This window comes from Variovorax sp. 10N420, from assembly GCF_056394705.1.
Genome location: NZ_JBFTIJ010000003.1, coordinates 426,043 through 448,432, shown reverse-complemented (window position 1 = coordinate 448,432; position 22,390 = coordinate 426,043). Strand labels below are relative to the sequence as shown.

19 protein-coding genes and 1 tRNA gene are annotated in these 22,390 nt (G+C 64.1%); 9 read left to right on the top strand and 11 right to left on the bottom strand.

The window, feature by feature from the left end:
* Positions 1 to 5 precede the first annotated feature (5 nt).
* Positions 6 to 82: transfer RNA gene (locus AC1DEK_RS10155), tRNA-Met, on the top strand.
* 189 nt (positions 83 to 271) lie between these two features.
* On the opposite strand, the gene AC1DEK_RS10150 is transcribed toward AC1DEK_RS10155, so the two are convergent.
* The 6 genes from AC1DEK_RS10150 to AC1DEK_RS10125 are packed head-to-tail and all read right to left on the bottom strand — an operon-like array spanning position 272 to position 7,162.
* Entirely contained in the window at positions 272 to 667 is a 396-nt protein-coding gene (locus tag AC1DEK_RS10150; protein ID WP_478125099.1) for a RidA family protein, read from the bottom strand.
* Entirely contained in the window at positions 664 to 2,283 is a 1,620-nt protein-coding gene (locus AC1DEK_RS10145) for an AMP-binding protein (protein WP_478125098.1), read from the bottom strand. Before AC1DEK_RS10145 ends, AC1DEK_RS10150 begins: the two co-directional genes overlap by 4 nt.
* On the bottom strand, positions 2,280 to 3,473 hold the full coding sequence (locus AC1DEK_RS10140) for an acyl-CoA dehydrogenase family protein (RefSeq protein WP_478125097.1): 1,194 nt from the start codon (positions 3,471 to 3,473) through the stop codon (positions 2,280 to 2,282). Before AC1DEK_RS10140 ends, AC1DEK_RS10145 begins: the two co-directional genes overlap by 4 nt.
* Positions 3,474 to 3,476: 3 nt before the next feature.
* Positions 3,477 to 4,331 (bottom strand): enoyl-CoA hydratase family protein, encoded by an 855-nt coding sequence (locus tag AC1DEK_RS10135; protein WP_478125096.1) that lies wholly within the window; start codon positions 4,329 to 4,331, stop codon positions 3,477 to 3,479.
* The gene (locus AC1DEK_RS10130) at positions 4,328 to 4,804 is read right to left on the bottom strand and encodes a MarR family winged helix-turn-helix transcriptional regulator (RefSeq protein ID WP_478125095.1); all 477 of its coding nucleotides are present in this window, start codon (positions 4,802 to 4,804) and stop codon (positions 4,328 to 4,330) included. Before AC1DEK_RS10130 ends, AC1DEK_RS10135 begins: the two co-directional genes overlap by 4 nt.
* Complete coding sequence (locus AC1DEK_RS10125) at positions 4,805 to 7,162, bottom strand: bifunctional salicylyl-CoA 5-hydroxylase/oxidoreductase (RefSeq protein ID WP_478125094.1); 2,358 nt, start codon at positions 7,160 to 7,162, stop codon at positions 4,805 to 4,807.
* A gap of 107 nt (positions 7,163 to 7,269) precedes the next feature.
* Here AC1DEK_RS10125 and AC1DEK_RS10120 point away from each other — a divergent pair, with 107 nt between their 5' ends.
* The gene (locus AC1DEK_RS10120; RefSeq protein ID WP_478125093.1) at positions 7,270 to 8,538 is read left to right on the top strand and encodes a class I SAM-dependent methyltransferase; all 1,269 of its coding nucleotides are present in this window, start codon (positions 7,270 to 7,272) and stop codon (positions 8,536 to 8,538) included.
* 6 nt (positions 8,539 to 8,544) lie between these two features.
* Entirely contained in the window at positions 8,545 to 8,868 is a 324-nt protein-coding gene (locus AC1DEK_RS10115; protein WP_478125092.1) for a DUF1840 domain-containing protein, read from the top strand.
* A gap of 121 nt (positions 8,869 to 8,989) precedes the next feature.
* Here AC1DEK_RS10115 and AC1DEK_RS10110 read toward each other — a convergent pair whose 3' ends face one another.
* From AC1DEK_RS10110 to AC1DEK_RS10095, 4 genes are read right to left on the bottom strand one after another with little or no spacing between them, the layout of a single operon-like run.
* On the bottom strand, positions 8,990 to 10,003 hold the full coding sequence (locus AC1DEK_RS10110) for a Bug family tripartite tricarboxylate transporter substrate binding protein (RefSeq protein ID WP_478125091.1): 1,014 nt from the start codon (positions 10,001 to 10,003) through the stop codon (positions 8,990 to 8,992).
* A 29-nt stretch (positions 10,004 to 10,032) separates the two neighbouring features.
* Positions 10,033 to 10,557 carry a MarR family winged helix-turn-helix transcriptional regulator gene (locus tag AC1DEK_RS10105; protein WP_478125090.1) on the bottom strand — a complete coding sequence of 175 codons (525 nt, stop codon included), beginning with the start codon at positions 10,555 to 10,557 and terminating at the stop codon, positions 10,033 to 10,035.
* Entirely contained in the window at positions 10,554 to 11,555 is a 1,002-nt protein-coding gene (locus AC1DEK_RS10100; RefSeq protein ID WP_478125286.1) for an alpha-ketoacid dehydrogenase subunit beta, read from the bottom strand. Before AC1DEK_RS10100 ends, AC1DEK_RS10105 begins: the two co-directional genes overlap by 4 nt.
* Positions 11,552 to 12,571, bottom strand: a complete 1,020-nt coding sequence (locus AC1DEK_RS10095; protein WP_478125089.1) for a thiamine pyrophosphate-dependent dehydrogenase E1 component subunit alpha — start codon at positions 12,569 to 12,571, stop codon at positions 11,552 to 11,554. The genes AC1DEK_RS10100 and AC1DEK_RS10095 overlap by 4 nt, the downstream gene beginning before the upstream one ends.
* Positions 12,572 to 12,756: 185 nt before the next feature.
* On the opposite strand from AC1DEK_RS10095, the gene xylF reads away from it, so the two are divergent.
* The 6 genes from xylF (at position 12,757) to AC1DEK_RS10065 (ending at position 20,135) form a co-directional block, all read left to right on the top strand.
* Positions 12,757 to 13,779 (top strand): D-xylose ABC transporter substrate-binding protein, encoded by a 1,023-nt coding sequence (gene xylF, locus AC1DEK_RS10090; protein WP_478125088.1) that lies wholly within the window; start codon positions 12,757 to 12,759, stop codon positions 13,777 to 13,779.
* 4 nt (positions 13,780 to 13,783) lie between these two features.
* Positions 13,784 to 14,968, top strand: coding sequence for a sugar ABC transporter permease (locus AC1DEK_RS10085; RefSeq protein ID WP_478125087.1), 1,185 nt, complete (start codon positions 13,784 to 13,786; stop codon positions 14,966 to 14,968).
* Positions 14,968 to 15,735 carry an ATP-binding cassette domain-containing protein gene (locus tag AC1DEK_RS10080; protein ID WP_478125086.1) on the top strand — a complete coding sequence of 256 codons (768 nt, stop codon included), beginning with the start codon at positions 14,968 to 14,970 and terminating at the stop codon, positions 15,733 to 15,735. Before AC1DEK_RS10085 ends, AC1DEK_RS10080 begins: the two co-directional genes overlap by 1 nt.
* 37 nt (positions 15,736 to 15,772) lie before the next feature.
* Positions 15,773 to 16,912 (top strand): ROK family transcriptional regulator, encoded by a 1,140-nt coding sequence (locus tag AC1DEK_RS10075; protein WP_478125085.1) that lies wholly within the window; start codon positions 15,773 to 15,775, stop codon positions 16,910 to 16,912.
* 116 nt (positions 16,913 to 17,028) lie between these two features.
* Positions 17,029 to 19,137: a PQQ-dependent dehydrogenase, methanol/ethanol family gene (locus tag AC1DEK_RS10070; protein WP_478125084.1), complete on the top strand. Its 2,109-nt coding sequence runs from the start codon at positions 17,029 to 17,031 to the stop codon at positions 19,135 to 19,137.
* Between the two features lie 20 nt (positions 19,138 to 19,157).
* A complete protein-coding gene (locus tag AC1DEK_RS10065) occupies positions 19,158 to 20,135 on the top strand; it encodes an ABC transporter substrate-binding protein (protein WP_478125083.1) in 978 nt (325 codons plus the stop codon).
* On the opposite strand, the gene AC1DEK_RS10060 is transcribed toward AC1DEK_RS10065, so the two are convergent.
* Positions 20,086 to 22,386 (bottom strand): hybrid sensor histidine kinase/response regulator, encoded by a 2,301-nt coding sequence (locus tag AC1DEK_RS10060; protein ID WP_478125082.1) that lies wholly within the window; start codon positions 22,384 to 22,386, stop codon positions 20,086 to 20,088. The genes AC1DEK_RS10065 and AC1DEK_RS10060 overlap by 50 nt on opposite strands.
* Between the last annotated feature and the right edge of the window lie 4 nt (positions 22,387 to 22,390).

Genomic DNA, 22,390 nt, shown 5'->3' with positions numbered 1-22,390 from the left:
CTTGCCGCGCGATGGAGCAGCCTGGTAGCTCGTTGGGCTCATAACCCAAAGGTCGCAAGTTCAAATCTTGCTCGCGCAACCAACATGGGCGTGTAAACGCCGATCAAAAAGCCCACTTCGGTGGGCTTTTTTGTTTTTGTCCCTTGGCGTTTGCGTTTGATCTCTGCCAACGTTCTGGGGTTAGTTGCGAGACCATATTGCGCAGTTTGCAGACCGCACATGGACAGAGCACTCGAGCCCCGCGACTCGCGACGTCCCCAAGTGCTGGTGCTCAGTCAGGCACTACCGCCGTCACTTCGATCTCAACCTTTGCCCGTAATTCGACGAGCGCCGCAACCTGCACGCATGTCATCGCCGGGAAGTTTCTCCCCATGGCCTCGCGGTAGACGGGGCCGAGCTCGCCCAGACGTCGGTTGTATTCGTCCCGATCAGTGACATACCAAGTCATGCGCACCATGTGCTCCGGTCCGGCCCCGGCTTCTCGCAGCACTTCCACGATGTTTCGGAGCGCCAGACCTGTCTGTTGAATGAAGTCGTCCGATTCGAACTGCTGTTGAGCATTCCAGCCGATTTGCCCGCCGACGAAGACCGTGGTTCCACGGGCGGCGACGCCATTGGCATAACCCCTGGGAGGAACCCAGCCGGGAGGTTGGAGAAACTTGATCATGCGAATTGCCTCAATTTGAATCGTTGGAGTTTCCCGGTCTCTGTACGGGGCAGACTTGCCACGAACTCGATCTCTCGGGGGTATTTGAAGGGCGCAATGGTCGCCTTTACGTGGTCTTGCAGTGCCTTGACCATGGCAGCATCGGCGGCATTCCCGGGCTTGAGCACGCAGAAAGCCTTGACGATCATGCCGCGCTCCTCGTCTGGTTTGCCGATGACGCCGCATTCGGCGATGGCCGGGTGCTTCAGAAGTGCGTCCTCAACCTCCGGGCCACCGACGTTGTACCCAGCCGTGACAATCATGTCGTCAGCGCGAGACTGATAGAAGAAGTAGCCGTCGTCGTCCTGGATGAATGCATCTCCAGGGTAATTCCATCCGTTTCGCACATAGTCCGCTTGCCGCGCGTCGTCCAGGTAGCGACAACCAACAGGACCGATGATGGCCAGCTTGCCGACCGTTCCTCGAGGAACTTCATTGCCGTGGTCATCGACGATCTTTGCGGTAAAGCCTGCGACAGCTTTGCCAACCGCACCTCGGCGGACCTGATCGCCCGCAGCGGATATGTAGATGTGAAACACCTCTGTCCCCCCAATGCCGTCGAGCATCTCGATGCCCGTGGCCCGCTTCCACAATTGACGTGTGGCGTCGGGAAGGGCTTCGCCGGCGCTGACGCTGATGCGAAGGGTGGGCACGCCGGCAGCCTTGGCGAACGCGGCCATTTGCCGGTAGAAGGTCGGGGCGGTGTAGCTGATGGTCGCGCCGACTGTGCGGATCACCTGGACCATCGATTCCGGCGTGTACGGCGCATCGTGAAAGTACACAGAGGCGCCCGCGTACATGGGGAAGATCAACAGCCCGCCGAGCCCGAAGGTAAAGGCCAAAGGTGGAGAGCCGATGACGATGTCGTCGGTGCGAGCCCGCAATACATGGCGCGGCCAGGTCTCGCACATCGCGAGCACGTCGCGATGCGTGGTGACGGGCGCCTTGGGCTTGCCGGTCGTGCCTGAGGTGAAGGCCAGAAGGGCGATGTCGTCCGCAGAAGTCGGACAGGCGTCGAAGATGCCACTCTTTGCGCCGCTGCGCGCCGACAGCGAATCAGGTGCGTCCGGCTGGTTGAAAGCGACGATCGTCTTCAGCACAGGATGCTGCAACTGCGCGGCTTTGAGTTCGTCCAGCAGCTTTCCATCGCAAAGCGCGACTGTCGGCTGAGACTTCTCCAGGATGTCTCCGAGTTCCTTGGCACGCAACAAGGGCATCGTCGCAACGGCAATCATCCCGGCCTTGACGACAGCCAGCCACGACAAGGCCATCGCAATTGAGTTTCCGCCCCGCAGCAGCACGCGGTTGCCGGGCACAAGGCCGAGGTCTTCGGTCAGCACTTGGGCGATGCGGTTGACTTCGACAGCAGCCTCCGCATAGGTCAACGTCCGGCTCGGCGAACGCAGCATCGGATTGTCGGCAAAGCCCTTGGAAGCCGCCTTGTCCAGCAGCTCTTCCACCAGATTCAACTGGTCGGGCAACTGAAGCTCGGGCAGGTCATACCTGAAGATCGGTAGCAGGTGCGCCGGCGGGAGCCGGTCATGTACGAAGCGGTCGATCTGCGCGCTTGGAGTCATTTGGCCCTCAATACGGATTTGCCGATGATCAGTTGTTGCACTTCCGTCGCGCCTTCATAGATGCGCAGCGATCGGATGTCGCGATAGAGGCTCTCGACTTTCGTCCCTACCTTGACGCCAAGGCCGCCGTGCATCTGTAGCGCCATGTCGATCACGCGGCTTGCGTTCTCTGTCGCCGTCATCTTGGCCATTGCTGCCGCGGCGGTCAGATCGCCCACTGGAGGCTCGCCCCGGCGTTCGCAGTCGTCACGCATCCAGGCGGCTCGATAGGTCAGCAGTGCGCCTGCGTCGATCAAGGCGGCCATCTCGCCGAGCTTCGCCTGCGTGAGCTGAAAGTCCGCGAGCGTGTGGCCGAACATCTTTCGCTTCTGTGCGTGCTGTACGGCTTCGGAGAGCGCGCGGCGAGCCATTCCGAGTGCAGCGCCGGCAACCGACGCGCGAAAGATGTCGAGCGTGCGCATCGCGAGCTTGAAGCCGCCATTCAGTTCGCCCAGTTGCGCGCTGCGCGGCACCACGCAGCCGTCGAAGCGCAGGGTCGCGAGAGGATGCGGCGCCATCACGTCGATGTGCGCGGACGTGTCGAGCCCGGGAGTCTTTGCGTCGACGATGAAGGCAGTGATTCCGCGAGCGCCAGCTGTCGGATCTGTCTTCGCGAACACGCAGTAGAAGTCGGCGATGCCGCCGTTGCTGATCCAGGTCTTTTCACCGGTCAGCCGCCAGCCATCAGCCGTTTCTTCTGCGCGCATCGCCATCGCACCGACGTCAGACCCTGCTTCAGGTTCGCTGAGCGCGAAGGCGGCGATCTTGTCGCCCCGCCCCACGGGTGCGAGATAGTCCGCATGCTGTGCGGCCGACCCCGCCAGGGTGATGGCCCCGCTGCCCAGGCCCTGCATCGCGAAGGCGAAGTCGGCCAATGGCGAGTGGAATGCCAGCGTCTCGCGCAGCAACACCAGTGCGCGTGAATCGAGCTTGTCGAGCGCGCCGCCCGACGCAGCGGGCACGCAGAAGCGCAGCCAGCCGGCGCTGCCCAGCCGGCGGACCCAATCGCGGCATGCTGCGCGGTCGTCGCGCTCGTCCACGGACTGCGCGGCGGCCCAAGGCAGAAGTCCGCGCGCGAGTGCGCGGTGCGCCTCCTCGAAAAAAGGCAGCGCCAGGTGCGCTGTGGAGGGATCGACAGCAGAAGCGGCCATGAATCAATCTCCTCCGAACACAGGTTTGCGTTTTGCCGAGAAGGCTTCGTAGGCGCGCTTGAAGTCTTCGGTCTGCATGCAGATCGCCTGTGCCTGCGCTTCTGACTCGATGGCCTGGTCGATCGTCATGGACCATTCCTGCGACAGCATGGTCTTGGTCATGCCATGCGCAAAGCTCGGGCCGTCGGCGAGTTCGCGAGCCATGGCAGTTGCGGCGCCGACGAGAGCATCGCTTTCGTGCAGCGCGTTGAAGAAGCCCCATGCGTGGCCTTCTTGCGCAGTCATGGCCCGGCCCGTAAAAAGAAGTTCCGACGCGCGTCCCTGGCCGATGACGCGAGGCAAGAGTGCGCAGGCACCCATGTCAGCGCCCGCGAGGCCGACCCGCGTGAAGAGGAAGGCGGTGCGCGTGCCGGGCGTTCCGTACCGCAGGTCGCAAGCCAACGCGATCATGGCGCCAGCCCCGGCGCAGACGCCGTCGATTGCTCCGACGATCGGTTGAGGGCAGTGTCGGATCGCCTTCACCAGATCGCCCGTCATGCGCGTGAACTCCAGGAGCTCGGGCATGCGCATTCGCGTGAGCGGCCCGATGATTTCGTGCACGTCGCCGCCCGAGCAGAAATTGCCGCCTGCGCCCGTCACGACGATCGCTTTCACGTCCGTGGCGAAGCTCAAAGCGCGGAACAGGTCGCGCAATTCGGCGTATGAGTCGAAGGTCAGCGGGTTCTTGCGCTCCGGGCGGTTAAGTGTGATGGTGCCGACGCCAGCCTCGAAAGACCACGAAAAATGCGTGGCGACATACCCGGCCTTGGATTCGAACTGCGCGCGCAGGGGACTGTCCGCGCCGATGTAATGCTTCATAGAGCCTCCGCCAATTGATGATGTGAATGTTGCTTGACCTTGCCCAGCAGCTTGTGCAGTTGGGCGATCTCCTTGCCGTTCAGTGCGGCGAAGGCATCGCAGATCCATGCCTCGTGTTGCTGTGCCATTTCATTGAAGAGCTTGCGCCCCCGCGCCGTCAGTCGAACGCGCCAGGCGCGGCGATCGCCCGCGACGTCGACGCGCTCCACGAGCCCTTCCGTGACGAGCTGGTCGGTGATGCCAGTGACGTTCCCGCCCGTCACCATCATGCGGCGCGACAGCTCGTTCATCTTGAGCCCTTCGGGGGAGCGCTCCAGTTGCGACATGAGATCAAAGCGAGGCAGCGTGGTCGCGAACTGCTCGCGCAGTTCATTGCGCACCTGCTTCTCGATGAGTTGAGTGCAAGTCAACAGACGCAACCACAGGCGAAGCTCCTCGGGGTGCTCGCTGTGGGCTCTGGCTTCGAGATCCATCTATTGCTCCTCTTCAGGTATGCGCGGCGCCGCGGCCATCGCAGCCGCGAGTTGCTGCTGCTTCGCAATCTCGCGATACAACTGATCGCGGCCGCTCAGGTATTGCTTAGGCCATTCGATGTCGCGGGTCTGCAGCTTGGCGGTCTCGTGCAATGTCCACGCTGGGTCTGCCAAGTGGGGGCGCGCGATCGCACACAAGTCCGCGCGTCCCGCCGCAATGATGCTGTTGGCTTGGTCGGCGTCTGTGATGGCGCCGACGGCGATCGTCGAAATGCCAACCTCATTGCGAATTCGATCGGCAAACGGCGTCTGGTACATGCGCCCGTACACCGGCTTCGCGGCGCGGGTGGTCTGGCCCGAAGAAACATCGATGAAATCGCTGCCCGCTTCCTTGAAGGCACGTGCAATCACGATGGCGTCGGCGTCGGTATTTCCGCCAGGGGCCCAGTCGTGCGCGGAAATTCGGACGCTCATCGGCCGGTCGGCCGGCCATGCGGCGCGCATCGCGCGAAACACTTCGAGCGGATAGCGCAGGCGGTTGTCGATATCGCCGCCGTACTCATCCGTGCGCAGGTTGGTCAATGGACTGAGAAAAGACGCGAGCAGATAACCATGCGCGCAGTGCAGCTCGAGCCAGTCAAAGCCTGCTTCGGCCGCACGCTTCGTCGATGCGACGAACTGATCCCTCAACAGATCCATGTCCGCGCGCGTCATCTGGGCCGGCAGCTGGTTTTGTTCGCCGTAGGCGAGCGCGCTGGCTGCCAGCAGGGGCCAGTTGCCAGCGGGCAGCGGCTCGTCGGTGCCTTCCCAGCCGACTTGCGTCGAACCCTTCGGGCCGCTGTGGCCCAGTTGCATGCCGATTTTTGCGCTCGACTGCGTGTGGACGAAATCGACGATGCGCTTGAATGCCGCCGACTGCGCATCGTTGTAGAGCCCGGTGCAACCCGGCGTGATGCGGCCTTCGGGTGTCGGGCTCGTCATTTCCACGAACACCATGGCGGCTCCGCCGAGCGCGCGAGCCCCGAGATGAACGAGCAGGAAATCCTGCGGTACGCCATCAACGGCGCTATACGTCGCCATCGGCGAGACGACGATCCGGTTCTTGAGCGTCAACCCCCGGACCGTGAGCGGCATCAACATCGGCGGCAGCGATTTGCCGCCCGATAGCCATTGCTCGTAGCCGCCGAGCCATTTGGTATCGCGCACGCGCAGGTTTTCGTGGCTGATGCGCTGCGATCGGGTGAGCAGCGAGTAGGCAAATTGCTCGATCTCCATGCCCGTATAGCGCGGCACGTTCTCGAACCACTCGGTCGAGTTGCGCGCTGCGTTCTGGATCTTGAGCACCTCCACGCTGCGGCGGGACTCGTAGGCTTCCAACACATCGTCGATGCCGCCGCCGGTGGCGAACTCATTGGCGAGATCGATGGCGTCCTCCAGCGCAAGCTTGGTGCCAGAGCCAATGGAGAAGTGCGCGGTGTGGGCGGCGTCGCCCATCAGCACCACGGGAACGGGCTTGCCGTTGACTTCGATGCGATGCGTCCAATGCTTGCAGACCACGCGCGGGAAGCGGATCCAGTTCGCCGAGCCGCGCAGGTGCGTGGCATTGCTGATGAGTGCGTGGCCGCCCAGGTATTTGGAGAAGAGCCTTTCGCAGAACGCGATCGCTTCGGGCTGCTCCATCTTGTCCAGACCGTGGGCCTGCCAGACGGCCTCGGGCGTCTCGACGATGAAGGTCGACGTCTTGTCGTCGAACTGGTATGCGTGAGCCTGGAACCAGCCATGCTCCGTCTGTTCGAACGCAAAAGTGAAGGCATCGAAGGTCTGATGAGTGCCGAGCCATACAAACCGGCATTGGCGCAGATCGACGTCGGGCTCGTACACCTCCGCATAGCGCTGGCGGATGCGGCTGTTGAGCCCGTCGCTCGCGATCACGAGATCCGCGTTGTACTGCGCCGCCAGCGCTTGGTCATCCGCGACATCGGTTTCGAACACCAGCTTGACGCCGAGCGCCAGGCAGCGTTCCTGCAGGATGTTCAGGAGCCGCTTGCGGCCGATGCCGCAGAAGCCGTGCCCCCCCGACCGGACCTGTCGTCCCTTGAAGAAGACCTGGATGTCGTCCCAATGATGGAACTCGCTGCCGATCAGCGATGCGGTGTCGGGGTCGGCCGCCGCCAGGTTGGCAAGCGTCTGGTCGCTCAGCACGACACCCCAGCCGAAGGTGTCGAACGGGCGGTTTCGCTCGACCACCGTGACGTCGAGGCTTGGCTGCCGGGCTTTCATCAGCAGCGCGAAGTACAGGCCGGCAGGGCCGCCGCCGATGCACAAGACGCGCTGAAGGTTCGGGGTGAAGCTATTCATGGATAAATAGTTTAGACATAAACGATCTGGTGTCAACCCGGGCTGGCCCAGGGGGCGTCGGGGGACCCCAGTTGACGAGCCTCTGCGCGCTCGCAAGAATCAGATACATGCAAAGCCTGATACCGAAGATCGAGTCCCAGCTTTCCACCTTGTCAGTTCCGGTCACGCTGCAACTGCCGGATGGCCGGCAAGTCGCCAAGCCCGGCTCACGTGTCACGCTGGCCTTCAACGAATGGTCCGCCCTCGCCAAGCTGGCGGGGCGCCAGATCGGTGCCATTGGCGAGGCGTACGTCGAGGGACGCGTCCAGATCGAAGGCGCGATGCGCGACCTGATCGATGCGGCGGTCGGCCTTCTGCCTGGAAACCCCGCCGAGACCAACACGAGCTGGTGGAGCCGCCTGCAAAGGCGAGCCAAGTCACGCGGCGCGCACTCACTCGGGAAAGACGCCGCGCAGATCCAGTTCCACTACGACGTGTCGGACGACTTCTACGCGTTGTGGCTCGATCCGCGCCGCGTGTATTCGTGTGGCTACTTCCGCGACGCCGACATGACGCTGGCCCAGGCGCAGGAGGCCAAGCTCGATCACATCTGCCGCAAGCTCATGCTCAAGCCGGGCGAGCGCTTTCTGGACATCGGCTCTGGCTGGGGTGGGCTTCTGATGTGGGCGGCCGAGCACTACGGCGTGGATGCCACCGGCATCACGCTGTCCAAGAACCAGCATGCGCACGTGCAGCGGCTGATCAAGGAGAAGGGCCTGGAGGGCCGCGTGCGCGTCGAGCTGCTCGACTATCGCAAGCTCGACGAGGGCAAGCCTTTCGACAAGATCTCGTCCGTGGGCATGTTCGAGCACGTCGGCAGCGCCAACATGCCGACGTACTTCCGGAAGATCAACGCGCTGCTCATGCCGGGCGGGCTGGTACTGAACCATGGCATCACGTCAGGCCAACTCGACTATCAGCAACTCGGCGCCGGCATGGGGGACTTCATCGAGAAGTACATCTTTCCGGGCGGCGAGCTCCTGCACGTGACGCACGTGCTGCGCGAGACTGCCGCCGCGGGGCTCGAGATGGTCGACACCGAGAACCTGCGCCCGCACTATGCGCGCACGCTCTGGGCGTGGTCGGATTCGCTCGAAGCCCAGCTCGACGCGGCCCGCGAAGTGCTCAAGCGCGCCGGAGGACGGCAAGGAGAAAACGCCGAACGCATCCTGCGCGCCTATCGGCTCTACCTTGCGGGATCGGCCATGAGCTTCGAGCAGGGCTGGATCGCGTTGCACCAGATGCTGTCCACCAAGCGGGACGGGAACGTGGAGGCCAGAGCGCTCCGCGGCGCACAATCGGAGTACCCTTTTGTCCGCGATTACATCTACAAGTGAGGATCCATGCTCTATCGTTTCAACTCTCGCGCTACGCCCCCTTTCGTGATGCTCGAAGTCCATGCCCGACAGCTGTTCGACATCATCGGGAAGGCGCCAGCGCCGCAGGGTGTGGTGACCATCGAGCAGATGCCTGCCGCCATTTCGGCCCTGGAAGCGGCCATGGCGCGCGAGGGACGAAACGCCCATAACGCCGACGACTATGCCGTCGAAGGGCACGATGAAGATGCCGAGAAGCAGCACGTCGGGCTGCGCCAGCGCGGGCAGCCGTTGCTGCACATGCTCAAAGAGTCCCTTGCCGATGGCAAGGATGTGACCTGGACCGTTTGAGCTCGCCCCCAGGCTCGCGCACTTCGTGTCGCTCTCCACCCCCTGACCGGGGGCAACACCGGCGGCCCGGCGAAGCCGGTTCCGCGGTGTTTCTGGAAGAGGCCTGGCCTCGGCGGATTTTCTAGTCGACTTTTGCGCCGGAGGTTTTGACGACCGCGGCCCACTTGACGTGTTCGCTCTGGATGAGCTTGGCGAATTCGGCGGGGGTGTTGCCGCTGGGGATGGCGCCTTGGGCGACCATCTTTTCCTTGAGGGCGGGGGTGGCCAAAGCCTTGGCGACTTCCTGCTGGATGCGGTTGATGATGTCCGGAGAGGTGCCAGCGGGCGCCAGCAGGCCGAACCATGAACTGGCTTCGTAGCCTTTGAGCGCAGGGCCGCCGACTTCCTCGATGGTGGGCACATCGGGCAATGCTGGAGAACGCTGCGAGCTCGTCACTGCAAGCGCCTTGAGCTTGCCGCCCTTGATCTGCTGCATCGACGAGGGCAGGTTGTCGAACATCACATCGGCATTGCCGCCCACGAGGTCCATCAGCGCGGGGCCCGATCCACGATAGGGAATGTGGATCATGTAGCTGCCCGTCATGCTCTTGAAAAGCTCGCCAGCCAGATGGATCGAAGTGCCGCTGCCGCTCGACGCCATGTTGAGCTTGCCCGGGTTGGCCTTGGCATATTTGACGAAGTCGGCCACGTTGTTGATGTTCAGTGCCTTGGCCTTGTCGACGTTCATCTCCATGACGTTCGGCACTGCTGCGACGAGGGTGATGGGAGCAAAGTCCTTGATCGGGTCGAAGGGCATCTTCGGGTACAGCGCACGGTTGATGCCGTGGGTGCCGACGGTGCCCATCAGCAGCGTGTAGCCGTCATTTGCCGATTTCGCGACGATTTCGGCGCCGACGTTGCCGCCCGCGCCCGCACGGTTGTCGACGATGAACTGCTGGCCGAAAGCCTTTGAAAGCTCGGGTGCGACCGCGCGCGCAAGGATGTCGGTGGTGCCGCCAGGCGCGAACGGCACGACGATGCGCACGGGTTTGGTGGGCCAGGTGTTGTCGGCGGCAGCGGGGGTGGCGACAACCATGAGCGTGGCGCTTGCAAGCACCGTCAGGGCGCCGCGGCGCGGAAGTGAAAAGAGAGCCATTCGAGTGTTCCTTTGATTCGATTCTGGTTTTACACGTGAAGAGCGCCCACCGTCGCGACTGGAAACCCCGTGCGTCCGGCGCTGCAGCTTCCGGCGACAGAGGCGATCAACCTGTCGAGCGTAGCGTCGAGTTGCTGCAACTCATCGGCGGCGAGCCCTGCGAACAGTTCGGCCTCGCGTTCGTGTGCCTGGACGAGTACCTCGGCATACAGCGCCTTGCCGATACTGCTCAGATGGAGCCGGCTGCGCCGCAGGTCGGTCGGATCTTCATGGCGGTGAAGGCGCTTGTTGCGCTGCAGCCCGGCCAGGGCTCGGCTGACCGCCATCTTGTCGAGCCCCGTCAAGTCGGCGACCTGCGTCGCCGTGAGGCCGGGCCGTGCGCCCAGCACCGCCATCGTGCGCCATTCGTTCAGCGTGAGTTGATGTTGCCGGCCGACGCGCTGCTGAAAGGGCCTCGCCGTCAGGTTCACCACGCGGACCAGCTTGAAGAAGACCGAGTCTCCGGTGGCAGCGATCTGCGGCGCTGGCATGCTGGTGTCCACCGCGGCGTTCATCGCTGCAACTTCCTGGCCGCGTTCACGATCTGGTCGACGCTCACTCGCGATTGCGCCTCCAGCACCGGTGCGTAGCCCACAGGAATACGCGGCGCACCCATCCGCGCGACGCGGCAACCCGTCGCTTCGGCCGCCGTCGCGGCGATCTCCGCGCCAAATCCCGCCGCCTGCACAGCTTCGTGGACCACCAGCAGGCGACCGGTGCGTCCGCACGATGCGAGCACCGTTTCGCGGTCCCAGGGCCAGAGCGTGCGCAGATCGATCAGGTCGACTTCGATGCCGTCGGCTGCGAGCCGGTCACAGGCGGCGATACAGGCTTGCATCTGGCGACTCCAGCTGACCAGCGTCAATGCATTCCCCTGGCGCACGTGCGCAGCCTTGCCAAGTGGCACTTCTTGCGCCTCGTCCACAGGCCCACGTGTGCCCCACAAGGTCTTGTGTTCGATGTAGACCACTGGGTCGCCGCACTGCAATGCCGCGCGCAGGAGCGCATAGTTGTCCTGGGGTGTCGACGGAGTCACCACCACCACGCCGGGCAAGTGCGCAAACCAGGCCTCCAGCGATTGCGAATGCTGTGCCGCCGATGCGTCCCAGATGCCGCCCGGCATCCGCGCCACCAGCGGCACGCGGCCCTGGCCGCCGAACATGAAGCGGTTCTTGGCGGCCTGGTTCACCAACTCGTCCATGCCGCAGAGCGCGAAGTCGACCACGCGCATTTCGACCACCGGACGCAGACCCGCGAGCGCCATGCCGACCCCGGCACCCATGATGGCCGCTTCGGAGATCGGGGTGTCGATCACGCGCTCGCGGCCAAAGTCATGCTGCAAGCCCTTGTACTGGCCGAAGATGCCGCCGCGTCCGACGTCTTCGCCGAGCACGACGACGCGAGGGTCTGCCTCCATTTCGCGGCGCACTGCGAGCACGGCGGCCTCGGCGTAGCTGAGGTCTTGAATCGCCGTCGATGCGGGCAAGCGGTCTCGGGCAATGTCGTTGCTCATATCCATTGGCCCGCTCCGGTGGTCTGCACGTCCGTGAATGCAGCGTCGGCCTTGGGCCAGGGCGCGGCGTCGGCTGCGGCAAGGGCGGCCTCGACCTCGGCGTGCGCTTCGTTCTCGATCGTGTCGAGCGCGGCATGCTCGATGCCCTCGCCAATCAGTCGGCCCCGTGCATGTGCGATCGGATCGGTCTCCAGCGCGGCAGCCAACTCGGCTGGATCGCGGTAGGCGGCAGGATCGACCGATACATGGCCTTTGACCCGATAGGTCAGCGCATGCAAAAGCCGAGGGCCGCTTCCGCTTCGAATTTCCGCGATCAAGCTTCCAGCCGCAGCGTCGACGGCAAACACGTCGTTGCCATCGACCTGCGTCGCCGCGATGTCCATGGCCTCGGCGCGCGCCGAGGCGCCTTCGCCGGCCGTCATCGGCCCGCTCGCAGTGGTGGCGCTCCATCGGTTGTCTTCGCAGACGAACAGCACCGGCAGTTCGTAGACGCGCGCCCAGTTGAGCGCTTCGAGAAAGGGACCGCGATTGATCGCACCGTCGCCGAAGAAGCAGACGGTGATCGCGTCCTTCTTCAGCAGCTTCTGCGCGTGCGCTGCGCCCACAGCAATCGGCAGGCCCGCCGCCACGACGCCGTTCGCGCCCAGCATGCCGACCGAGAAGTCGGCAATGTGCATGGAGCCGCCCCTGCCGCCATTGAAGCCTGTCGCCTTGCCGAAAAGCTCGGCCATCATGCGGCCGAGGTCCGCGCCTTTGGCCAGCGTATGGCCATGGCCGCGATGCGTGGAAGTCAGATAGTCGGCAGCAGTGAGATGCGCGCAGACGCCTGCGGGGACGGCTTCTTGCCCGGTCGAGAGATGCAGCGGCCCGCGCACCTTCGCCGCGCCGGCCGCTTCCTGACCATAGGCGCTGACGCCGCCCTGGCTCGCAGCCTCGGCCGCGTTCTCGAATGCGCGGATGCGCACCATCGTTCGATAGAGCGCTGTGCGCGAGGCGCCCCCATTCCCGGTCTCCATGTGTTCCCCAGCGCACGAACCGCGTGCGTTTCGCCGGAAATCGTATCGAACGTGACGATTAGAGATATAGCGCATTTACCCGCAGGGATAGTCCCGATGGCTGCGCGGCTCCACGGCTGCGATAGTTAGTTCGGCACTCGAACTAACTCGAAGCCAACGAACCACCAAAGCCTGGAGACATGCCCATGAAGCTCGCCCGTACCTTGACCACCCTGGCCTTCGGCCTGACTGCCATCGGCGCTTGCGCCCAGACCGTGGTGGGTGTCAGCTGGTCCAACTTTCAGGAAGAGCGTTGGAAGACGGACGAGGCGGCCATCAAGGCGCAACTGGAAAAGCTGGGCGCGAAGTACGTCAGTGCCGATGCAGGTGGCTCTCCGGAAAAGCAGCTCGGCGACATCGAAGGTCTGATGTCCAAAGGCGCGAAGGCGTTGATCGTGCTGGCCATGGACAAGGACGCCATCCTTCCGGCGGTCAACAAGGCGCTGAAGCAGAAAGTGCCCGTCGTCGCCTATGACCGCCTGATCGAAACGCCGGGCGTCTTCTACATCACCTTCGACAACACCGAGGTCGGCCGCATGCAGGCGCGCGCGGTCTACAAGGTGCAGCCCAAGGGCAATTACGTGATGATCAAGGGGTCGCCCACCGACCCGAACGCCAACTTCCTGCGCGCGGGCCAGCAAGAGGTCATCGCCGATGCCGTCAAAAAAGGCGACATCAAGATCGTCGGCGACGAATACACCGACGGCTGGAAGCCCGAGGTCGCCCAGAAGAACATGGAGCAGATCCTGACCAAGGTCGGCAACAAGGTCGATGCGGTGGTGGCATCGAACGACGGCACCGCGGGTGGTGCCGTGGCCGCGCTCTCGGCCAAGGGCATCCGCGGTATTCCTGTGTCGGGGCAGGACGCGGATTTCGCAGCGCTCAACCGCATTGCACTCGGCACGCAGACCGTCACGGTCTGGAAGGATTCGCGCGAGCTCGGCCGCGAAGCCGCCTCCGCCGCGGTTGCGCTGGCGCAGGGCAAGCCCGCGGAAAAGGCGTCCAACTGGAGCGGCGGCGAGAAGAAGGTCGCGATTTCCTCGCGCTTTCTGACCCCGGTGCCCATCACGCGTGACAACCTGGATGTCGTCGTGAAGGAGGGCTGGATCAAGAAGGACGAGCTCTGCAAGGGCGTCCCCGCCGACAAGGCTCCTGCCGCATGCAAGTAACGCGATGAGTTCTCCCGGGTTCTGGCGCCGCACGGGCGTCGACCTCCGGCTGCTGCTGATGTGCTTGCTGCTGGTGGTCATGGCGATCGTGTTCAACATGCTCTCGGGCGGGGTGTTTCTCTCGCCCGAGAATCTCTACAACATTGCGCAGCAGACGGCAGTGGTGGGCATCGTGTCCACCGTGATGGTGCTGATCATCGTGGCGCGCCACATCGATCTGTCGGTGGGCTCCGTGATGGGCTTCGTCGGCGTGCTGGTGGCTTACCTGCAATACACGGCCGGTTGGTCCTGGCCGGCGGCGAGTCTTGCGGGACTTGCCGTCGCGTTGCTGGTGTCGCTGTACCAGGGCGGACTCACTGCGGTGCTGGGCGTGCCTTCTTTCGTAGTGACGCTTGGCGGACTCATGTCATTCCGCGGCGCGGCGTTCCTGGTCGCGGACGGCAAGACGCAGCCGGTCAACGACGAGTTCTTCCAGCGGTTGGGCGGCGGCTACGACGGCGGCATCGGCACGACGGCAACGTGGGTGCTGGCCGTGGTCGTCGGCGTCATCTTTTTTGCACGCATGTGGCAAAAGCGTCGTGCGCGGCAGCGTCACGAGATGCCGGTGGAACCGCTCTGGATGGACCTGCTGCTGACCGCCGTGCCCGTCGCCGTCGTCTTCGCCTTTTCGGCCACGATGAACAGCTACCAGATCTCGTCGAAGACGGAGCCGCAAGGCATGCCCATTCCGGTGCTGATCTGGGCTGCGGTCGCGGTGGTGCTGTCATTCATCGTGCATCGAACGCGCTTCGGCCGCTATGTGTTCGCCATGGGCGGCAACCCGGATGCGGCGGCGTTGGTGGGCATTCCGGTTAAGCGTGTGACGCTGATGCTCTTCGCGCTGCTTGCGGTGCTGGTCACCATTGCGGCGATCGTTTCCATCGCGCGCCTCAACGCCGGCACGAATTCGCTCGGCACAGGCATGGAGCTCTACGTCATCGCCGCGGCAGTCATCGGCGGCACTGCGCTGGCAGGCGGCAGCGGCTCGATCTTCGGATCGGTTCTTGGCGCACTGATCATGCAATCGCTGGACAGCGGCATGCTGCTGCTGGATGTGCCCATCGGCAAGCGCATGGTGATCATCGGTCAGGTGCTGATCGTCGCTGTCGTATTCGACGTGCTCTACCGCAAACGCTTCGGAGAGAGCTGATGACCACGAACCCACCCTTGGTCGAACTGCGCGACATCCACAAGGCCTTTGGCGGCGTGAAGGCCGTCGACGGCGTGAGCGTCAACCTGCATCCCGGCGAAGTCGTCGCGCTGCTTGGCCACAACGGCGCAGGCAAGTCGACGCTCATGAAGATGCTGGCGGGCGCCTACCCAATCGATTCGGGCGACACACTGATCGCAGGCGAGAAGGTCACCATCCGCACGCCTTCCGAAGCGCAGGCACAGGGCATCGAGTCCATCTACCAGACGCTCGCGCTGGCGGACAACCTCGATTCGGTCGCCAATCTCTTCCTTGGCCGCGAGAAGCTCACGCCATGGCGCACGCTCGACGATCACTTCATGGAAGGGCAGGCGCGCAAGGTCTTCCAGCGCCTGAACAAGAACTTCACCAACATCCGCGTGCCGGTGCGGCGCCTTTCGGGCGGTCAACGGCAGGTGGTGGCGATATCCCGGGCGCTGTATTTCAACGCTCGCATCCTGATCATGGACGAGCCCTGCGCGGCCCTCGGGCCGGAGGAAACGGCCATGGTCGGCGCGCTGGTGAAGCAACTCAAGGCTGACGGCGTGGGGATCTTTCTCATCACGCACGACATGCCCGACGTGTTCGGGCTCAGCGACCGGGTCGCCGTGATGAAGAACGGCCGGCTGGTGGGCACCTACCGCACGGCCGACGTGACCGAGGACGAAGTGCTCGGGATGATCATCGCGGGCAAGCGCCCCGAAGGAAAGGAGCAGGCGCACCGGTGATTTGCCACACGAGTGGGCGAACCTTGGGGGTGAGTTCATGATCGGCGATCAGCAACTGGTCAAACGCATCAATCGCAGCGTGCTGCTGCGCCTGGTGCGGGCGCAGCCGGGTCTGTCGCGCGCCAGGCTGGCGGCAGAGAGTGGCCTCACCAAGTCGACCGTGAGCCTGCTGGTGCGCGAACTGCTCGACGATGGCTGGCTCGAAGAGGCTGGCGCGCCCGTTGTCGATGGCCTCGGGCGCCCGTCGACACCGCTGCGCATCAACGTCGGCGTGCGAGCGTTGATCGGCGTCGAGATCGCCGTCGAAATCGTGCGCGTGGTGTGCGTCTCGTTGCAGGGCGACGTTCTCCATGCCGATGCGCAGTCGCTCGACGACCACTCACCGCCGGCAGTCTGTGCGCAGGTGGCGCGCATGGTTGCCGCTGCGCACCGGCATCTGCTGGCATCGGGCCTGAGGCCTTCGGGCATCGGCGTGGGTGTTCCGGGTGCTGTGCACGACCCGACGGGCGTGGTGCGCTTTGCGCCCAATCTGGGTTGGCGCAATGTCGACCTGTTGCCGGGGCTCACCAGCGCGCTCACCATCGAAGGCGTCTCCGGGATCGCCGTGCAACTGCAGAACGACGCCGACGCAGCGGTGCTGGGCGAGTATGAGTTTTCGCCGGGTGAGGGCGAAGATCCCCTGGTCTACGTGAGTTGCGATGTCGGCGTAGGTGCCGGCATCGTGTTGAACGACCGGCTGTTCATCGGCGCGCAAGGCATGGCCGGTGAGATCGGGCATACGGTGCTGCAGATCGATGGACCGCGCTGTTCGTGCGGCCGGAGGGGCTGTGCCGAAGTCTTCCTCGGTTCGCGCGTGCTGGAGCGCAGTGCTGCCGATCGCGAACGTGCGGCGGGTTTCCTCGGTGTGCTGCTCCAGAACCTGTGGGTCACCTTCGAGCCGCGTGCGATCGTTGTCGGTGGCAAGTCGTGCCAGGCGCATCCGGACTTCCTGCGCGGCGCGATCGACACCGTGAAGCGCTACGCCGAAAGCGCCGGCATCCCTCCGCCGGTCGTGCGCGGAGTGCGCTATGGCGAATGGACGCCCGCCATCGGCGCCGCAGCGCTCGCACTGCACGAACACCTGCGGCCGCTGCATCCGAACACCGAAGCCCGGCGCGAACGCGCGGCGGCGGGCTGACGGCTTCACGCGGAGCGGCTACTCGGTACTCGGGTATTGGGGGTCTAGGGAAATCCCGAGGATGTACAAAGCTGCCAAGAAGACGATCCTTCGTCCCACAACGAAGGAGACACACGATGACCAAGACACACGCCAGGCTGGCGTTGGGCGCGTTGCTTTGCATGGCTGCCGTGGTTGCGGGCGCCGAGCCCGCGAAAGGTTCTCCCGAATTCATCAAGTCGGCGACGCAACACGTTGACGGCGCATTCATCCGAGCCAACGCTGCGAAGACGCCCGACTGGCCCAGCTACGGGCTGGACTATGCCGAGACGCGCTTCAGCAAGCTTGACCAGGTCGATGCCGCCAACGTGAAGGATCTCGGGCTCGTGTGGTCGTACGATCTTCAATCCACGCGCGGCGTCGAGGCGACGCCGCTTGTGGTCGACGGCATCATGTATGTCACCGCTTCGTGGAGCGTCGTGCATGCGATCGATGCGCGAACAGGCAAGCAGATCTGGACCTACGACCCGGGCGTCGATCGGTCCAAGGGCTACAGAGGCTGCTGCGACGTGGTCAACCGCGGGGTCGCCATCTACCAGGGCAAGGTGTACGTGGGCGCATACGACGGGCGCTTGATCGCTCTGGATGCATCGACCGGAAAAGTCGTCTGGGAAAAAGACACTGTCATCGACCACTCGAAGTCCTACACGATCACCGGCGCGCCGCGCGTGGTCAAGGGCAAGGTGCTGATCGGCAATGGCGGCGCGGAGTATGGCGTGCGCGGCTACATCACGGCCTATGACGCCGCGTCCGGCCAGCAGAAATGGCGCTGGTTCGCGGTGCCCGGCGATCCGTCGAAGCCCTACGAGGACGCGTCAATGGCCAAGGCCGCGAAGACGTGGGACCCGAGCAACAAGTACTGGGAATCGGGCGGTGGGGGAACGCCATGGGATTCGATCGCCTTCGATCCCGAACTCAACCTGCTGTACATCGGCACGGGCAACGGTTCGCCATGGGCACGCAGCCAGCGCAGCCCCAAGGGCGGCGACAACCTCTATCTCGCGTCGATCGTCGCGCTCAATCCAGACACCGGCAAGTACGTGTGGCACTACCAGGAGACGCCCGGCGACAACTGGGACTACACCTCGACGCAGTCGATGATCCTGGCCGACATCAAGCTGGACGGCAAGCCGCGCAAGGTGATCCTGCATGCGCCGAAGAACGGCTTCTTTTTTGTGGTGGATCGAACCAACGGCAAATTCATTTCCGCCAAGAACTTCGTCGACGTGAACTGGGCGAGCGGCTATGACAAGAACGGCCGGCCGATCGAAATCGCCTCGGCGCGCGAGGGCACCAAACCCAACGACACCATTCCAGGGCCCTTCGGAGCGCACAACTGGCATCCGATGTCCTTCAATCCGCAGACCGGTTACGCCTATCTGCCCGCTCAGCACGTGCCGATCAATCTCATGGACGACAAGGACTGGAAGTTCAACGAGAACGTGCCCGGGCGCCCGCATGCCGCGCTGGGCTGGAACACCGCCAAGTTCGCGAACGTCCAGCCGCCCGTCAGCAAGCCCATGGGCAGGCTCGTCGCCTGGGACCCGATCGCGCAAAAGGCGGCGTGGAGCGTCGACTACGTCTCGCCATGGAACGGCGGCACGCTCACGACCGCAGGCAACCTCGTGTTCCAGGGAACGGCCGACGGGCGCCTGGTCGCCTACAACGCCAAGACCGGCGACAAGCTCTGGGAAACACCCACCGGCACCGGCGTGGTGGCGGCGCCGAACACCTACATGGTCGACGGCAAGCAGTACGTGTCGGTGGCGGTCGGATGGGGCGGCGTTTATGGCCTGGCCGCCCGTGCGACCGAGCGGCAGGGCCCGGGCACCGTCTACACCTTCGCCATTGGCGGCACCGCGCCCAAGCCCGCGTTCGTGCAATACCGCATGGACGCGCTGCTGCAGGGCGTCAAGTACGACCCTGCCAAAGTCGAAGCGGGCACCATGCTCTACGTGAGCAACTGCGTCTTCTGCCACGGCGTGCCTGGCGTGGATCGGGGCGGCAACATCCCGAACCTGGGCTACATGAACTCGGCCTTCATCGAGAACCTCGACAAGTTCGTGTTCAACGGACCGGCGACGACACGCGGCATGCCCGACTTCACCGGCAAGCTGACGACCGAGGACGTCGAGAAGATCAAGGCGTTCATCCAGGGGACTGCGGACGCGATACGGCCGAAGTAGGGCGCCAGAGGCGCGCATGAATGGAAAGGCGCCGCACCCTCGTCGCTGTGCTTTGTGGGTGTGCCGCGCTGCCGGACGTGGATGCGCAGCCGAAGCCCCGCGCTTTTCGAATCGGCTACTTGCACCCGACGGATCCGCAGGATGTCGCCTATCCAGCCTTTTTGCGGGGGCTGAAGGAGCTTGGCTATACCGTGGGCCAAGACCTGCTTGTTGAAGCGAGGTTCGCCGACGGCAAGCCGGAGCGGCTGGACGCGATGGCCGCCGACATGGTCGATCAGCACGTCGACGTCATCGTTGCTTCGTCGCCCGCGGCGATTCATGCCGCCCGTGTCGCCACGCGAAACATTCCGATCGTCATGGCTTTCAGCGGCGACGATCCGGTCAAGACCGGCATTGCAGCGTCGCTCTCGCATCCTGGCGGCAACACGACAGGGCTGACAGCCATTGCGGCCGACATCGTTGCGAAGAAGCTGGAGTTGCTTCTGGCGCTTGTTCCGGGGCTGAAATCCGTCGCCGTGATGAGGTCGCCGCGAGGGGTGGACCATACGGCGCAGATCGATGCACTGCGTGTTCCGGCGCAAGCCCGTGGCATTCGCTTGCAGGTGGTCGAAGTGACCGAGGCCGCGGACTACCCACCGGCGTTCGCTCGCATCGTCGATGCCGATACCCGCTCATTGGTTGTTCTTTCCGGCCCTGAATTCACGCAGCAGCGACAGCAACTCGTGTCGCTCTCGGCGCGCTATCGATTGCCTGCCGTCTACAGCTTCTCCAATTTCGTGGAGATCGGCGGGCTTGCATCGTACGGTCCCGACATCGTCGATCTTTCCTCCCGCGCTGCAGGATACGTGGACAGGATTCTTCATGGGGCCAACCCTGCAGACATGCCGATCGAGCGGCCGCGCAAGCTGTATCTGGCAATCAACCAGACAACCGCCCTCAGCCTCGGGCTCAAAATCTCGCAGACGCTGCTGCTGCAGGCTGACAGATTGATTCGATGACAGGGGCTCCGCTGTCAGACTGGGCGAGATGCTCCAGCAGTGCCCGCAGCTTGCCCGCCGGCGCCGGCTTGAGCATGACCGGGCATCCCGTTGCGCGCGCTGCTGCCATGAGTGCAGGTGAAGCTTCACCGGTGACGAATGCGCACGCCAGGCGGGGGCCTAGCTCGCTTTGAAGCTTTTCCACGATTTGCACACCGGTTTCGCCTTGCTGCAAATCCAGGTCGCACAGGACGATGTCGGGCCGACGCAGCCTCGCGTGCGCCAAGGCGACGTCGCCATTGGCGGCGGCCATGACGTCGCAGTGCCATCGTGTGAGCAGGCCGCGCATAGCTTCGCGAACGGGCTCTTCATCGTCGATGACCAAAACGCACTTGCCGCGCAGACTGTCAACGATCGACGCGCGCGGTGCCTTGTCATCGGTCTCAGCCTCGACGTTCGCCGGTGCGTCGACACACGGCATCCATACGCGCACGAGCGTTCCCTTGCCCGGCAGGGATTCGATCTCTATGCGATGCCCAAGCAGCAGCGCAAGCCGCTTGACGATGGCAAGGCCAAGTCCGAGGCCGCCGGTCATGCCTTCGCCGGTGCCGCGATCTGTCGCGCCCGCCCGATAGAACTCCTGGAAAACGCGAGGCAGGTGCTCTGCCTCAATGCCGACACCAGTGTCTGCCACCACTACCGCGACTTCGCCGTCGCGCCGGCGGCAGCCGATCACGATCCGGCCCTTACGCGTGTAGCGCACGGCATTGGCGATCAGGTTGAGCAGAATTCGCTCCAGCAGCAATGGATCGGAGCGAACCCACGCCGAAGTTCGCACCTGCGTCAACGCCAGCCCTTTCGCTTGCGCAGCTAGCGCGAATTGGGAGGCAAGGCGCGACAGGAGCGGTTGCAGCGCCAGCGGCTGGGGATCCGCGTGAATGGCGCCAACATCGAGCTTGGAAAGATCCAGCAAGCCATCGAGCAAATCCGCGAGCGCGCCGGCCGACTGTTCGATCCGCTCTACGAGCACGCTCGCCTCTGGCGGCAATGCGACCGTGCGCAACTCGCCGACGAACAACGACAGGGCGTGGATTGGCTGGCGCAGGTCGTGACTGGCCGCGGCAAGGAAACGAGTCTTTGCCTCGTTCGCCACCGCCAGGTCATGAGTCCGCTCGGCGATTCGTGTTTCCTGGTTCGAGTGCGTTTCCTGCAAGCGCTCGGCCATGCGGTTGAACTGGGTGGCAAGGCCATCGAGCTCGTCACCGGTGCGCAGCGCAATTCGCTGATCGAGTTGACCACTACCCAGTTGTCTGGCGCGCGTCTCGATCTCGCGGATGGGCCGCACCATGCGCCGAGCGAGCAGCACGCTGGTGGCAATGGCAGCGACGATGCCCAGCAAGACCAGCGCGACCGATCGGCCGACGGACGCGTAGACAGGGCGGAAAGCCTCCGCGAGCGACTGTTCGGCAAACACAGTCCACCCCATTTCGGGCACCGGCGCGGCGATCGAAACCACCGGCGTGCCATGGACGTCGAAAGCTTCGCCGATGAAGGCGCTGGTTTGTGTTCCGCCGTCGAGTACTCGGCGCACGTGGGCGAGGGCAGACAGGTTCGACTTGGACAGAACCAGTGAAATGTCGGGATGGGAGATGAGTTGCCCTTCGCGATCCACCACGTAGGCAACGCCACCGGACTTCAGGTGCGCCTGCGCAATCACATCCCACACGTACTTGAGATTGACCTCTGCTTCGAGCACGCTGCCCATCGCCTCACGCGTCACGGCAACGACCACGTACGGCTCGGTTCCCTGAAGGAAGTGGACCCGCCCGACGTAGTCCGTCGATTGATGTTCCTTCTCGAAGCTTGGATCGGCGGACCAGTCGCGGCCGCTGTCCGGCACATTGAAGCCGAAGCGGGAGAGAAAGAGTTGCTCTTTTCCCGCCGCCGTGATCCAACGCAGCTCGCTGATCTCCGGGTGATGTCGAAACAGGGCCACCAGTTCGAGTTGCAGGTCGCCGGTGTCGATGTTTGCCGAAGTGCCGAATTTGCCCACGCTGATGTGCATCGCGTCCTGCACACCGCGGATGAAGTTCGCGATTTCCTTGGCGGCATAGTGCGCCGTGGCGCCTTGGACTTCCGCCAGCGCGGCAACTGACCCCCGATACGCGAAGTAGCCGCTGATTGCGCCGCTCGCGGCGAGCAGGACGCTCACCAGCCCGGCGAAATACGCGGCGTACTTCCACAACAGTGTCCGGCGCGCGAAAAGCTGCATGAGC

What these genes read in the sequence shown, in the direction of transcription:
- AC1DEK_RS10150 (WP_478125099.1), bottom strand. Translation starts at nt 667, where the DNA reads ATGATCAAGTTTCTCCAACCTCCCGGCTGGGTTCCTCCCAGGGGTTAT.
- AC1DEK_RS10145 (WP_478125098.1), bottom strand. Translation starts at nt 2,283, where the DNA reads ATGACTCCAAGCGCGCAGATCGACCGCTTCGTACATGACCGGCTCCCG.
- AC1DEK_RS10140 (WP_478125097.1), bottom strand. Translation starts at nt 3,473, where the DNA reads ATGGCCGCTTCTGCTGTCGATCCCTCCACAGCGCACCTGGCGCTGCCT.
- AC1DEK_RS10135 (WP_478125096.1), bottom strand. Translation starts at nt 4,331, where the DNA reads ATGAAGCATTACATCGGCGCGGACAGTCCCCTGCGCGCGCAGTTCGAA.
- AC1DEK_RS10130 (WP_478125095.1), bottom strand. Translation starts at nt 4,804, where the DNA reads ATGGATCTCGAAGCCAGAGCCCACAGCGAGCACCCCGAGGAGCTTCGC.
- AC1DEK_RS10125 (WP_478125094.1), bottom strand. Translation starts at nt 7,162, where the DNA reads ATGAATAGCTTCACCCCGAACCTTCAGCGCGTCTTGTGCATCGGCGGC.
- AC1DEK_RS10120 (WP_478125093.1), top strand. Translation starts at nt 7,270, where the DNA reads ATGCAAAGCCTGATACCGAAGATCGAGTCCCAGCTTTCCACCTTGTCA.
- AC1DEK_RS10115 (WP_478125092.1), top strand. Translation starts at nt 8,545, where the DNA reads ATGCTCTATCGTTTCAACTCTCGCGCTACGCCCCCTTTCGTGATGCTC.
- AC1DEK_RS10110 (WP_478125091.1), bottom strand. Translation starts at nt 10,003, where the DNA reads ATGGCTCTCTTTTCACTTCCGCGCCGCGGCGCCCTGACGGTGCTTGCA.
- AC1DEK_RS10105 (WP_478125090.1), bottom strand. Translation starts at nt 10,557, where the DNA reads ATGAACGCCGCGGTGGACACCAGCATGCCAGCGCCGCAGATCGCTGCC.
- AC1DEK_RS10100 (WP_478125286.1), bottom strand. Translation starts at nt 11,555, where the DNA reads ATGAGCAACGACATTGCCCGAGACCGCTTGCCCGCATCGACGGCGATT.
- AC1DEK_RS10095 (WP_478125089.1), bottom strand. Translation starts at nt 12,571, where the DNA reads ATGGAGACCGGGAATGGGGGCGCCTCGCGCACAGCGCTCTATCGAACG.
- xylF (WP_478125088.1), top strand. Translation starts at nt 12,757, where the DNA reads ATGAAGCTCGCCCGTACCTTGACCACCCTGGCCTTCGGCCTGACTGCC.
- AC1DEK_RS10085 (WP_478125087.1), top strand. Translation starts at nt 13,784, where the DNA reads ATGAGTTCTCCCGGGTTCTGGCGCCGCACGGGCGTCGACCTCCGGCTG.
- AC1DEK_RS10080 (WP_478125086.1), top strand. Translation starts at nt 14,968, where the DNA reads ATGACCACGAACCCACCCTTGGTCGAACTGCGCGACATCCACAAGGCC.
- AC1DEK_RS10075 (WP_478125085.1), top strand. Translation starts at nt 15,773, where the DNA reads ATGATCGGCGATCAGCAACTGGTCAAACGCATCAATCGCAGCGTGCTG.
- AC1DEK_RS10070 (WP_478125084.1), top strand. Translation starts at nt 17,029, where the DNA reads ATGACCAAGACACACGCCAGGCTGGCGTTGGGCGCGTTGCTTTGCATG.
- AC1DEK_RS10065 (WP_478125083.1), top strand. Translation starts at nt 19,158, where the DNA reads ATGGAAAGGCGCCGCACCCTCGTCGCTGTGCTTTGTGGGTGTGCCGCG.
- AC1DEK_RS10060 (WP_478125082.1), bottom strand. Translation starts at nt 22,386, where the DNA reads ATGCAGCTTTTCGCGCGCCGGACACTGTTGTGGAAGTACGCCGCGTAT.